Annotated in this window: 11 protein-coding genes; 4 read left to right on the forward strand and 7 right to left on the reverse strand. The window is 54.7% G+C overall.

Annotated features, from left to right (window positions below):
- Positions 1–227 (reverse strand): winged helix-turn-helix transcriptional regulator (locus tag BMY36_RS02565; RefSeq protein ID WP_139193912.1); only part of this gene is annotated, 227 nt, incomplete at its 3' end.
- 1382 nt (positions 228–1609) lie between these two features.
- Here BMY36_RS02565 and mutS point away from each other — a divergent pair.
- A complete protein-coding gene (gene mutS / locus BMY36_RS02570) occupies positions 1610–4210 on the forward strand; it encodes a DNA mismatch repair protein MutS (RefSeq protein WP_050518074.1) in 2601 nt (866 codons plus the stop codon).
- Positions 4211–4240: 30 nt separating this feature from the next.
- Here mutS and BMY36_RS02575 read toward each other — a convergent pair whose 3' ends face one another.
- Both BMY36_RS02575 and hrcA read right to left on the reverse strand, forming a co-directional pair.
- Positions 4241–4810, reverse strand: a complete 570-nt coding sequence (locus tag BMY36_RS02575; RefSeq protein ID WP_050518073.1) for a nucleotide exchange factor GrpE — start codon at positions 4808–4810, stop codon at positions 4241–4243.
- Positions 4811–4816: 6 nt separating this feature from the next.
- Complete coding sequence (hrcA, locus tag BMY36_RS02580) at positions 4817–5896, reverse strand: heat-inducible transcriptional repressor HrcA (RefSeq protein WP_050518072.1); 1080 nt, start codon at positions 5894–5896, stop codon at positions 4817–4819.
- A 118-nt stretch (positions 5897–6014) separates the two neighbouring features.
- Between hrcA and rph the strand changes: the two genes are divergently transcribed.
- The 3 genes from rph to hemW are packed head-to-tail and all read left to right on the forward strand — an operon-like array spanning position 6015 to position 8506.
- Positions 6015–6728 carry a ribonuclease PH gene (gene rph, locus BMY36_RS02585; RefSeq protein WP_050518071.1) on the forward strand — a complete coding sequence of 238 codons (714 nt, stop codon included), beginning with the start codon at positions 6015–6017 and terminating at the stop codon, positions 6726–6728.
- Between the two features lie 3 nt (positions 6729–6731).
- Positions 6732–7340, forward strand: a complete 609-nt coding sequence (rdgB, locus tag BMY36_RS02590; RefSeq protein ID WP_050518070.1) for an RdgB/HAM1 family non-canonical purine NTP pyrophosphatase — start codon at positions 6732–6734, stop codon at positions 7338–7340.
- Entirely contained in the window at positions 7337–8506 is a 1170-nt protein-coding gene (hemW, locus tag BMY36_RS02595; RefSeq protein ID WP_231579633.1) for a radical SAM family heme chaperone HemW, read from the forward strand. Before rdgB ends, hemW begins: the two co-directional genes overlap by 4 nt.
- Positions 8507–8526: 20 nt before the next feature.
- Here the strand turns inward: hemW and BMY36_RS02600 are convergent, their stop codons facing one another.
- The 4 genes from BMY36_RS02600 to mnmG are packed head-to-tail and all read right to left on the reverse strand — an operon-like array spanning position 8527 to position 12746.
- Positions 8527–9435 (reverse strand): ParB/RepB/Spo0J family partition protein, encoded by a 909-nt coding sequence (locus BMY36_RS02600; RefSeq protein ID WP_050518069.1) that lies wholly within the window; start codon positions 9433–9435, stop codon positions 8527–8529.
- Positions 9435–10262, reverse strand: coding sequence for a ParA family protein (locus BMY36_RS02605; protein WP_050518096.1), 828 nt, complete (start codon positions 10260–10262; stop codon positions 9435–9437). The genes BMY36_RS02600 and BMY36_RS02605 overlap by 1 nt, the downstream gene beginning before the upstream one ends.
- The gene (gene rsmG / locus BMY36_RS02610) at positions 10255–10881 is read right to left on the reverse strand and encodes a 16S rRNA (guanine(527)-N(7))-methyltransferase RsmG (RefSeq protein ID WP_050518068.1); all 627 of its coding nucleotides are present in this window, start codon (positions 10879–10881) and stop codon (positions 10255–10257) included. Before rsmG ends, BMY36_RS02605 begins: the two co-directional genes overlap by 8 nt.
- A complete protein-coding gene (mnmG, locus tag BMY36_RS02615; RefSeq protein ID WP_050518067.1) occupies positions 10881–12746 on the reverse strand; it encodes a tRNA uridine-5-carboxymethylaminomethyl(34) synthesis enzyme MnmG in 1866 nt (621 codons plus the stop codon). Before mnmG ends, rsmG begins: the two co-directional genes overlap by 1 nt.
- Position 12747 lies beyond the last annotated feature (1 nt).

The following is a 12747-nucleotide window of genomic DNA, read 5'->3' on the forward strand; positions in this document are numbered from 1 at the left end:
CGCGACTTCCCAGCTTCAGTTTTTAGCCATCCGGCCAATTTATCAGCAAAAAGATCAAGCTTGCTCTGCCGATCTGGCGTCGTGAACTGCGGCTCAATCGTGCCCGCGTTCAAATGCTTCGTAATCGTGTTGCGCGACAAACCAGTCCGGCGCGAAATCTCCCGGATCGATAGCTTCTCGCGCAAAGACATGCGTCGGATTATGTTCAAAAGTCCCATGTGTATCACTCCATTGCTCCCCGTGGCGCAGCGCGCTGGGGGAAGGGTCGCATGGCTCAATTCTCAGTGGAAATTATTCGATAAACCGGCTCACTTCTAAGTGGAAATCAACACTCTATGGGTTTTGTCGTGGTGAGGTACTTCAATGGGTCTTGTCACCTCCTTTTCACTCAGGGTCTTCGAGAGTGAGCAATGCTCTCACGTTTCCTGAGCATCGCACCGACATATTCTGTAGCGATAGCTTGAGCTGATCATCAGTAGGTCGATCTTTCCACAGATGCTCAATCTTAGGTTTAAGCCTAGGTGTCCCTCCTAAAGGTACTGATGACGCTTTTGCGTTTCTCACCTTCCTCTTCAGTCATACGGCCAACTGCTCCGCCCAACCGGGATGGGTGCTTTGTCGCGCATAGATATGCCGCAGCTGAGGAGCAATCCTCAAAGAAAGCAATCCATGTCCAATATCCCCGCTTCCATCACATGCCCTCATTGCGGTGACGAATTCCCATTCCGCAGTAACAAGAAGTTCTGTTCGCCCAGCTGCCGCAAACTCAGTGCGCAACGAGATCAAAGGAAAAAACAGCCTGTGAACGCGACCAATAGTCCTGACGAGAAACGCAAGCAACACGAGGTGTTCGAACTGGCCGCTAGAATGGCTGAGACGCTATACTCAATGCCGCCGTTTCAACGTCTTGGATACATCGAAGAGGTCGTTCAGCTTGCCAGAAGTGGGAACTGTCCAAGGGTCCGACAAATCCTAACAATGCCAGCACTGATACGCCCAAACCCTGACAAGAAGCACCTGTTCCCTAGGGGGTGCCGAAGCTACTGCACAATCTCTCAAGCAGCTGACCGTTACTGTCTCATCTCTCCATGGAACTCAGGTGTCGCCGCAGTAGTTCGAGGGAAAGTATCAGAGCCTCCTACTGGTGAGATTAACGAAGTCATGGCTTTGGCGGCCTGATGCATCGGGTTGCTTTTGGGGGTAAAAATGTCACAGGCTATATCTATACACGGCTCATGGTATTCTCCCCCGTCACCTCAACAGACCCACAGGGGTGACAGAACGGACGCTGCAGGACCAAGTCTAGTTGATACTGCACACAGACCCCGGGGACCGAAGAGGGTCTCAAAGGCCCGCTGAGGGGCTGCATGAGCCACCGTAGACCATTCCGTAGACCATCTGGTGCCTATTGACGCCGGGTGGTCCACCACGCTACCCCTTGTTTTGCTGGTACTACCACCTGAAGAAGTGCCTGTAACGGGAATACAACTACCGTCTTGGGGCACCAGTTTTCACGGGCAAGCCAAAACCCCTTTCGCCCCTCGCCTTGGTTTTGTAGGGTCGGGGCGCAACCAGGGGGTCCATTTTGAACACAGAAACCGTCACGCCCATGATGGCGCAATATCTGGAAATCAAGGACCGCAACCGCGATGCCCTGCTGTTTTACCGCATGGGCGATTTTTATGAGATGTTTTTTGACGATGCGGTCAACGCCGCCGCCGCCCTCGACATCGCGCTGACCAAGCGCGGCAAACATCTGGGTGAAGATATCGCCATGTGCGGTGTGCCCGTCCATGCCGCCGAAGGCTACTTGCTAACCCTGATTCGCAAAGGGTTCCGCGTCGCAATTGCCGAACAGATGGAGGACCCGGCCGCGGCGAAAAAGCGCGGCGGCAAATCTATTGTGGCCCGCGATGTGGTGCGCCTTGTCACCCCCGGCACCCTGACCGAGGACACGCTGCTAGACGCCCGCCGCCATAACTTTCTGGCCGCTTTTGCCGAGGTTAGAGACGTTTGCGCCCTGGCATGGTGTGATATTTCCACTGGTGAATTTCGGGTAATGCCCTGCCCTGCCGTGCGCCTTGGCCCAGAACTCGCGCGCCTTGCCCCAAAGGAATTGCTGGTCGCGGATGGGTTCGATTTGGGCTTGGATGATGGGCCTTCCCTAACCCGTCTGGCGCAGTCCAGCTTTGACAGCACAGGCGCGGACCGCAAGCTGTGCGATCTGTTCGGCGTCTCGTCGCTGGAGGGGTTTGGCCAGTTTGACCGCGCCGAAGTGTCCGCCATGGGCGCGCTGGTCGATTATCTGGACCTGACCCAACGCGGCAACCTGCCCCTGCTGCGCCCCCCGATAAAAGAAGATCCGGGCGGTTCGGTGCAAATCGACGCATCGACCCGCCGCAACCTTGAAATCACCGCGGCACTGTCGGGTGGCAAGGATGGGTCGCTGCTGGCGGCGGTGGACAAAACCCTGACAGCGGCGGGCGGTCGCCTGCTGGAACGCCGCCTGTCCGCCCCGTCCCGCGACCTGAACGTGATCCAATCGCGATTGGATACAGTAGCTTTTCTGCTGGAACAGAGCCGTTTTCGTGTTGATCTGCGCGATGCCCTGCGCCGCTGCCCCGACATCGACCGCGCCCTATCCCGCCTTGCGCTGGACCGGGGCGGCCCGCGTGATTTAACGGCAATTCGGTCGGGACTGGAACAATCGCAACGCTTGTCTGACCAGATCGGAGGCAAAGGCCCCACCCTGCTGCAACGCGCCGCTGCCGACCTTACAGGCCACACCGACCTGCACGCCCTGCTGGATGCGGCTTTGGTTGCCGAACCGCCCCTTTTGGCGCGGGACGGCGGCTTTATCGCCCCCGGATACGACCCCGACCTGGATGACGCGCGCAAACTGCGCGATGATGGGCGCGCGGTGATCGCCGCCATGCAGGCCGATTACATCACCCTGACAGGCATCACAGCGCTAAAAATCAAGCACAACAATGTGCTGGGCTATTTCGTGGATGTCACCACAACCCATGCAGAAAAAATGCTGTCCGCACCCCTGTCCGAAACCTTCATCCACCGCCAAACAACAGCGGGGCAAGTGCGGTTCACCACCGTGCCATTGTCAGAAATGGAAACCAAAATTCTGAACGCGGGCAACCTGACGTTGGAGATTGAAAAACGTCACTATGCGACCTTAAAAGCGCATATTTTGGCCCATGCCGCCACCCTGTCGGCCACCGCCCGCGCGATTGCCGAGGTGGATCTTGCCGCCAGCTTTGCAGACCTTGCAGCCGAAGAAAACTGGGCCGCACCCATCGTGGACAACAGCCGTGCCTTTGCCATTACGGGCGGCCGTCACCCGGTTGTGGAACGCGCATTGCGCAAACAAGGCAGCGCGTCCTTTGTCGCCAATGATTGCGATATCACGGCTGATGGTACAGCAGCAATTTGGTTGCTAACAGGGCCAAACATGGCGGGTAAATCCACGTTCTTGCGCCAAAACGCCATTATCGCACTGCTGGCGCAGGCGGGCAGCTTTGTTCCTGCCAAAACGGCCCATATCGGGCTGGTCAGCCAATTGTTCAGCCGGGTGGGCGCTGCCGATGATTTGGCGCGCGGACGGTCCACCTTTATGGTGGAAATGGTGGAAACGGCAGCAATTTTGCACCAAGCCGATTCGCGCGCTTTGGTTATTCTGGACGAAATCGGGCGAGGCACGGCCACTTATGATGGGCTGTCGATTGCCTGGGCCACGCTGGAATATCTGCACGATAAAAACCAATGCCGCGCGCTGTTTGCCACGCATTACCATGAAATGACATCGCTGGCGGGCAAGCTGGCCGGGGTGGAAAACGCGACCGTCACGGTAAAGGAATGGGAAGGTGACGTGATTTTTCTGCATGAAGTGCGCAAAGGGGCGGCGGACCGATCCTATGGTGTGCAAGTTGCGAAACTGGCGGGCCTGCCCGATGCCGTGACAGACCGAGCCCGCGTGGTGCTGGAGGCGTTGGAAAAAGGCGAGCGGGAGGGCGGCAAACAGCGGGCGCTGATCGACGATTTGCCCCTATTTCGCGTGACCGCCCCCACACCCGTGAAACCAACCAAAGCGTCCGAGGTGGAAACGGCGCTGCGTGACATTCTGCCAGATCAACTGACCCCGATGGAGGCACTGCGCCTGATCTATGACCTGAAAGCCAAGCTGAAAGCGCCGTAATTGGGGGCCGCGACCCCCAATTTTAATCGCTTAGCTGGTCGAGGAGGATACGCCAACCTGCGCAGGCCGCAGCAATCGGTCATGCAGCAAGAACCCTTCGGTCATCACCTGAATGATCTGACCCGCTTTGGTGCCCTGAACCGGGGCCTCAAACATCGCTTGGTGCATCTGCGGATCAAACTGTTCCCCAATCGAAGGGATAATCGGTGTCATATTATGCTTTGTCATCACGCTCAGAAGTTCGCGCAAGGTCAATTCCACGCCCGTGATCAACGCTGGCGCCTCGGCCCGGTGTTGATCGGTGGCAGTGTCCAGCGCGCGGCGCAAGTTGTCATAAACGGGCAGCAAATCACGCGCCAATTTGGATCCGCCATATTGCTCCGCCTCACGGCGATCGCGATCACCCCGCTTGCGGGCGTTTTCAGCATCGGCCAGCGCACGCATAAACCGATCGCGAAAATCATCACGCTCTGCGCGCAGGGCGTCCATTTCGGCCGAAGCCGCCCCGCCAAATTCGGACATATCCAAATCCGCGTCGTTCATTTCTGGGTTTCCTGCTTGTTCTTGGGCCATGTCGTCGTCTTTCCTTTTGTCACTCATCTTGGCTTATCCCCGCGATCGGTCCGAAATCAACCGACCGACAAGTTGGGCCGTATAATCAACGATGGGAACGATGCGGCCATAATTCAACCGCGTCGGGCCAATCACACCCACAGCACCAATGATCTTTCGATCAGCGTTCATATAGGGGGAAACGACCAGAGACGACCCCGAAAGTGAGAACAACTTGTTTTCAGAGCCAATAAAAATGCGCACGCCCTCGCCGTCCTCGGTCAGCTCCAGAAATTCGGCGATGTCACGTTTGCGTTCCAGATCATCGAACAAATGGCGGATGCGCTCAAAGTCCAACGCCTCGGTACTGCCATCCAGCAGATTGGCACGGCCGCGCACGATCAAACGCTCGCTTTGTTCACCCGCGTTTTGCCAATCGGCAAGGCCGGTTTCAACCAACTCCCGCGCCAAACGGTCAATTTCCTGCCGGCGGGTTTTAATCTCGGCTGTCACGGATTTGCGCAGTTCTGACAGGGTTTTCCCCTCGGCCAGCGCGTTCAAAAAATTCGCCGCTTCCCGCATCGACGACGGGGTTTGACCGGGGGGTGGGGTGAAAACACGGTTTTCCACATGATTGTCAGCAAACACCAAAACGACCAGCGCGCGGTCCGCGCTAAGGCTGACAAATTCGATATGCTTGATCGGTGCTTCATGTTTTGGCGTCAGGACCAAGCTGGCGCCTTGCGTGATGCCCGACAGCGTTTGACCGACACGGTCCAAAAGGCTGGCCACACCGGTTTGATTGTCGCCCAACGTGGCATCAATCAAATTGCGGTCTTCTGACGCGACCTCCCCCACTTCCAGCACACCGTCCACGAACAAGCGCAGGCCAATTTGAGTGGGAATACGCCCAGATGATGTGTGTGGGCTGCCCAAAAGCCCAAGATGTTCTAAATCCTGCATAACGTTGCGGATGGTGGCCGCGCTGATCTTCTCAGACATTGTGCGGGTCAGGGTGCGCGAGCCAACAGGATCGCCCGACGCCAGATACCCTTCGACAACAAGCCGAAACACCTCGCGCGAGCGCTGGTTCATGTCGGACATCAGGGCAGCACGGTGTTTTGGATCGGTCATATCTCTGCTTCCAAAGGGCAAGGTACACTAAGGAGACTGGCACACATTCGTCAATGACGCTTGCATCCTTATCCACAGGGCGGGTAATTGTGCATGACACAGAATTAAGGAGCATCCCATGCGACCATCAGCAAGACACCTAGACCAAATGCGCAGCGTTTCCATCGAAACCGGCGTCATGAAGCACGCAGAAGGGTCTTGCCTGATCAAGATGGGCGATACGCATGTGCTGTGTTCCGCGTCGATAGAAGACAAAGCACCATCATTTTTGAAAAATACGGGGCAAGGCTGGGTCACGGCGGAATATGGGATGCTGCCGCGTGCGACCAACACCCGCAACCGCAGGGAAGCGGCGGCTGGCAAACAGTCTGGGCGGACACAAGAAATTCAACGCCTTATTGGGCGCGCTTTGCGGGCGGGTGTAGACCGGCGCGCACTGGGGGAACGGCAAATTGTGATTGATTGTGACGTGCTGCAAGCCGATGGCGGGACGCGGTGCGCTGCGATCACCGGGGGCTGGGTCGCGCTTCGTTTGGCCGTAAACAAGCTAATTAAGGCGGGCATAGTGACGTCTGACCCAATCTTGGATCATGTGGTTGCGGTGTCTTGCGGAATTTATGCAGGCCAACCCGTGCTGGATCTGGACTATGCCGAGGATTCGAACGCGGGGACCGACGCCAATTTTATCCTGACCGGTGGCGCACGCTTGATCGAAGTGCAGATGTCCGCGGAGGGGGCCAGCTTTTCGCGGGTGGACATGGGCCAATTGATGGATTTGGCAGAACTTGGTTGCACAGAACTGGTGGCAGCACAAAAATTGGCGCTGGTATAAGAGATGCGGCAGTTTACCGAGAAAACTCTGCTGGTCGCCACACATAACGCCGGGAAACTGACGGAGATATCACAGCTGTTGGCCGCATTTGATCTTAACGTTATTTCGGCAGCGTCGCTTGGTTTGCCAGAGCCTGACGAAACGGAAGATAACTTTGTCGGCAATGCCCGCATCAAAGCGCACACCGCAGCGCGCGCCACAGGATTTGTTACTTTGGCCGATGACTCTGGAATCAGCGTTGACGCATTAAGCGGCGCGCCGGGTGTTTACACCGCAGATTGGGCTGAGACGCCGGCAGGGCGTGATTTTGAGATTGCGATGAAGCGGACATGGGCGGAACTGGAAGCCATCGAAGCGCCCTATCCCCGTTGCGCTCAATTTCGTTGCACCCTGGTTTTGGCTTGGCCGGATGGCCACGATGAAGTGTTTGAAGGCGTGATGCCCGGCGCCGTGGTATGGCCCATGCGCGGCACTATGGGCCATGGCTATGACCCCATTTTCAAACCAGACGGGTACGACCTTACGTTCGCTCAAATGGCACCAGAATTGAAAAACAACATCAGCCATCGCGCCGATGCCTTTCGAAAGCTTGTTGCCGGGTGTTTCACGTGAAACAGCTCGTGGATGAGGATTGGAAAACTGGTGGCTTTGGTTTGTACCTGCACTGGCCATTTTGCCAATCAAAGTGCCCGTACTGCGACTTTAACAGCCATGTTTCCGCTCATATTGACCAAAATCAATGGGCAACGGCCTATATATCCGAACTAGACCGCCTCGGTATGGAAACCAAAGGCCGCCTTTTGCAATCAGTATTTTTTGGCGGCGGCACGCCCTCTCTTATGTCACCCGATCTGGTGCATAAGGTCATAGAGAAAATCCGCAACACTTGGACATTGGCAAATGACATTGAAATCACAATGGAGGCAAACCCAAGTTCGGTAGAGGCAGGGCGGTTCCGGAGTTATCGTGATGCGGGCGTTAATCGCGTTTCTGTAGGGGTCCAGGCGTTGAACGATGCGGACCTAAAAGCTTTGGGACGGCTCCACAGTGTTGCAGAGGCACGAAAAGCTGTCGACGTAGCACATGCGAACTTTGACCGCGTCAGCTTTGATCTGATTTATGCGCGTCAAAGCCAAACCCTTGCCAATTGGCGCGTCGAATTAAAAGAAGCGCTTGAGATGGCGGGAAGCCACCTTTCACTTTACCAATTGACCATCGAAGAAGGCACCGCGTTCGGTGACCGCTTCAAAAGAGGGCTGCTGCGCGGCTTGCCGAACGAAGACCTTGGCGCTGATATGTATATCGCAACACAAGAAATGACTGCCGCCGCTGGCTTTGACAGCTATGAAGTCTCTAACTATGCTAAAAGTAGCCAGATTTCACAGCATAATTGCATTTATTGGGATGCTGGCGATTATATTGGGATTGGACCAGGCGCACACGGCAGGCTTACACTTAACGGTACGCGCTATGGATCTGAAGCTATTTCAAATCCATATGCGTGGCTAAACGCAATCAAAACCGGCACCCTACCAGAGAGAAGAAACATTATTTCTCGATCTGACCAGGGGGTAGAGTATCTAATGATGGGCCTGCGCCGCGATAATGGCATCGACCTAAATCGATACTATGGATTGACAGGCAGTCGCATCGACGAAGAAAAACTGCTGCATCTTGAAGCCATCGCAATCACAGCTCGAAAAAACAACCGTCTTTTCGTTACGCAAAAAGGGCGGATGGTCCTTAATTCTGTTATTGATACCTTAATGGACCCATAACAAGTAAAGCAACACTAGACTTAATCCCGATCCATCATGGACAATGTTTGGCACAAATTATCTAGATCTTCCAATGTGTTATACCGAATAGACAATATTCCGCTGTCACCGCCTCGTTCGTGACTAATGATGACGCCCATCTTCAAATTTGCGGAAAGATCAGCTTCAAGTGCGCGCGTATCCGCATCCTTCTCATAACGCACGCCACCGCCCCCCGACTTAACACGCGGCGGTGTGGACGAGGTTTCTTTCGCCAAAGCTTCGGTCTCTCTGACAGTCAAGCCTTTCTCGACAACGGCTTTTGCCAAAACGGATGGGTTAGATGTTGTGATCAGCGCCCTCGCGTGACCAGCTGACAGCTTTCCGTCACGAATGAGGCACTGCACGTCATCAGGAAGGCTCAAAAGGCGTAGCATATTAGCGACATGGCTACGGCTTTTGGACAGCGCTTCTGCGATTTTTTCCTGCGTATGACCGAACTGGTCCATCAAATGGCGAAATCCCGTTGCTTCCTCAATGGCATTAAGATCAGCCCGCTGAATATTTTCAATTATGGCCACTTCCAACACTTCGGTATCATCGAAATCACGAACGACCACCGGCAAGCTGTGCAATTGCGCCATCTGCGCTGCACGCCAACGTCGTTCGCCAGCAACGATTTCAAACCTGTCCGTTCCCGCAATCGGACGCACAATCAAAGGCTGCAACACGCCTTTTTGGCGAATAGATGCTGCAAGATCATCCAAGGCGGCGGCAGTAAAATCACGCCGAGGCTGGTTTGGATTCGGAAAAATCTTTTCAACAGCAATCACTTGCCCCAAGCGGCGGCTTTCGGGCGTGATTGCGCCTTGATCAGCCGTCACATTTATATCCGCCATCAGCGCGGAAAGCCCCCGACCCAACCCGCGACGCTCTTGTTTCTTTTCCATCAGACACCGCTTTCCTGCAATTTGCTGTCAACACCATAACGCCGGGCAATTTCAAGTGAAAGGGCGCGATACGCTTCTGAACCCTTTGACGCTGAATCATACGCAAGAACAGGCAACGCATAGGATGGCGCCTCACTTATCCGAACATTCCGGGGAATCATCGTTTCAAACACAAGCTCGCCCAAATTTTCGCGTGCATCCGCCTCAACCAATTGGGCAAGGTTGTTTCTTTTATCGTACATCGTTAACAAAACGCCTTCGATACGCAGTTCACTGTTCGCAGTTTGTCGCACCTCACGAATGGTCAACATCAATTGTGACAGCCCTTCCAACGCAAAAAACTCGCTTTGCAGCGGAATCAAAACCGAATGACTGGCCACAAGCGCGTTCACAGTCAGCAAGCTAAGCGATGGTGGGCAATCAATCAGTATAAAATCAAAACCAAAAGCATCCATTGCTGGCTGACGCAACGCATCGTGCAAAAGGTGGCTCCGCTTCTCATTCGCAATCAGCTCCATATCAGCCGAAGATAAATCAGAGTTTGCAGGACAAATTGAGACACCAACTATGCCTGTATCGTGAATAACCAAGTCCAACGGCGACTCGTCAACCATCAAATCATATGTCGTCAGGCTGCGTTGAGCGACCTCAATGCCAAGACCTGTTGACGCGTTTCCTTGCGGGTCAAGGTCTACCACAAGAACTTTCGCACCCAACTCCGCAAGCCCCGCCGCCAAGTTTATGGTGGTCGTCGTCTTCGCAACTCCGCCTTTTTGGTTCGCCAAAGCCATGATTCGCGGTGCGCCATGAAAAAGAAATTCAGACATTTTCAATCCCATAAATCTTCAAAATCGCACCTTTTAGGTCTGTCTTGCTGTTAAGCACTTCATATTCAAAAGAAAATGCCATTCTTGCTACGTCAAGCTCTTGCAAATACATCTCGCCCTTTGGAAAAAAACAAACGCCGTCTGGGCGCAAATGATAGGCTGCGTGCGCCACAAGTTTCGACAATGGCGCTAAGGCACGGGCAGAAATGACGTCTGCGCTGTGGGGGGGCAATTTCTCAATCCGGTCTGAAATTACGGTTACATCAAGACCTATGGCACGCGCTACCTCCCGCAAGAAAACGCATTTACGCTGGTCGGATTCAACCAATGAAAAATGTCGATCTGCGCTCAATTCATGCGACAGAATGGCGAGGACAAGGCCTGGCAAACCAGCGCCGCTTCCTATGTCCAAACACTGCTTCGCTTCCACAGGCAGCATTGGAAAAATCTGCGCCGAATCCACAATGTGGCGATCCCAAATATCCGCAACACTCGACTTTGAAACTAAGTTAATCGCCGGGTTCCATTTTTTTATCAAATCCGAAAAGCGCAACAATCGCTCTTCTGTTTCACGTGAAACATCAAACCCAAGGACTTGGGACACATCAAAACCCGCCATCAGCGCGCCACCCTTTGTGTTTGCCGTGATCGAATCCGCGACAAGACCAACACAAGTGCTGCAGGCGTCATCCCCTCAATTCGACCGGCTTGCGCGATCGTACTTGGCCTGTGCTGAGTCAATTTCGCACGCAGCTCCCCCGACAACCCAGGCAAGACTGCATAATCGAAATCGGCCGGAATCCGCAAATCCTCATCCCGCTTCAGGTTTTCGGCCTCGGCTGACTGACGATCAGCATAATTTGAATACAGCGATTCCCGCCACAGCTGGGCCAAAACCGCCTCAGGCATCTGGGGGAAATCAAAAAGCCGCAGCGCAACCTCCTGATAAGGTGTGTCTAATTGCGACAGCGCACCAAATGCTGTGCGCCGCGCGCCATCCTGACGAACTTTAAACCCAAATCCCGCCAACTGATTTGAGGTATAGGTTTTTTCTTCCAATTCCGATTTGTAACGCGCCAACAGCTCCGCTTTTTCTTCGAATCGACGACGGCGCGCTTCACCAACACATCCCAGCGCAATCGCTTGCGGGGTCAGTCGCTGGTCCGCATTATCTGCCCTCAAAATTAATCGGTACTCCGCCCGCGACGTAAACATCCGATAGGGCTCCGTCACCCCCCGCGAAATCAAGTCATCCACCATCACGCCGATATAACTCGACGTCCGCGTAAACAGCACCTCCGCACGCCCCAATGCCATCGCCGCTGCATTCAGTCCAGCGACCAACCCCTGCGCCGCGGCCTCTTCATAACCTGTGGTTCCATTGATTTGCCCGGCAAAAAACAGCCCATCAAACCCTTTCACCGCCAAGCTCGGCGTCAAACAGCGTGGATCAAAAAAGTCATATTCAATCGCGTACCCAGGCTGCAAGATAACCGTATTTTCCAACCCCCGAATTGAGCGCACATAAGCCGTCTGAACCTCAGCGGGCAGCGACGTCGATATCCCATTCGGATACACCGTCGTGTCATCCAGCCCCTCCGGCTCCAAAAACACCTGATGCGATGTTTTGTCCGCAAACCGAACGATCTTATCCTCTATAGATGGGCAATATCGCGGACCCACACCAACCACATGCCCGCCATACATCGCCGAACGTTCCAAATTTTCGCGCACTATATCATGCGTCCGCTGATTGGTTTCCGTAATACCGCAACCAATCTGGCGGGCCTGCGGCTGATCGTTCAAAAACGACAACATCGTCGGCTGCTCATCTGCGTGTTGCAACTCCAGGTGCGCCCAGTTGATCGTTGATCCATCCAGCCGTGGCGGCGTGCCCGTTTTCAGACGTCCCCGCGGCAAATTAAAGGCCACTAGCCGGTCCGCCAGCCGGATTGACGGCAATTCACCCACCCGGCCGCCCGATGTCCGCTTGTCGCCAACATGGATAACACCATTCAAAAACGTCCCCGCTGTCAAAACAATAGCACGCGCCTGTATCTCGCTGCCATCGGCCAAAACAGCACCCGTTACTGCTTGCCCATGCCGAATGAAATCAACAACTTCACCTTCGATCACCGTCAAATTCGGCTGCGCTGCGATCAAGTCTTGAATGGCACTTTTGTACAGTTTTCGATCCGCTTGCGTGCGCGGCCCCTGCACCGCCGGCCCTTTGCTGCGATTCAACAGCCGAAATTGTATTCCCGCCTTATCGCCCGCAACCCCCATCAACCCGTCAAACGCATCAATCTCGCGAACCAGATGCCCCTTTCCCAATCCACCAATGGCCGGGTTGCACGACATCATGCCCAAACCCGCTTTTTGCAGGGTCAGCAGCGCCGTTTTTGCCCCCATGCGTGCCGATGCAGCCGCAGCCTCACAGCCTGCATGCCCACCACCAACAACAACGACATCAAAATGTTTCACG

Source organism: Pseudorhodobacter antarcticus (genome assembly GCF_900110135.1).
Lineage (GTDB): Bacteria > Pseudomonadota > Alphaproteobacteria > Rhodobacterales > Rhodobacteraceae > Pseudorhodobacter > Pseudorhodobacter antarcticus.

Excerpts from the sequence above, each read along its gene's own strand:
- mutS (WP_050518074.1), top strand. The coding sequence starts at position 1,610 with ATGATGGCGCAATATCTGGAAATCAAGGACCGCAACCGCGATGCCCTG.
- BMY36_RS02575 (WP_050518073.1), bottom strand. The coding sequence starts at position 4,810 with ATGAGTGACAAAAGGAAAGACGACGACATGGCCCAAGAACAAGCAGGA.
- hrcA (WP_050518072.1), bottom strand. The coding sequence starts at position 5,896 with ATGACCGATCCAAAACACCGTGCTGCCCTGATGTCCGACATGAACCAG.
- rph (WP_050518071.1), top strand. The coding sequence starts at position 6,015 with ATGCGACCATCAGCAAGACACCTAGACCAAATGCGCAGCGTTTCCATC.
- rdgB (WP_050518070.1), top strand. The coding sequence starts at position 6,732 with ATGCGGCAGTTTACCGAGAAAACTCTGCTGGTCGCCACACATAACGCC.
- BMY36_RS02600 (WP_050518069.1), bottom strand. The coding sequence starts at position 9,435 with ATGGAAAAGAAACAAGAGCGTCGCGGGTTGGGTCGGGGGCTTTCCGCG.
- BMY36_RS02605 (WP_050518096.1), bottom strand. The coding sequence starts at position 10,262 with ATGTCTGAATTTCTTTTTCATGGCGCACCGCGAATCATGGCTTTGGCG.
- rsmG (WP_050518068.1), bottom strand. The coding sequence starts at position 10,881 with ATGGCGGGTTTTGATGTGTCCCAAGTCCTTGGGTTTGATGTTTCACGT.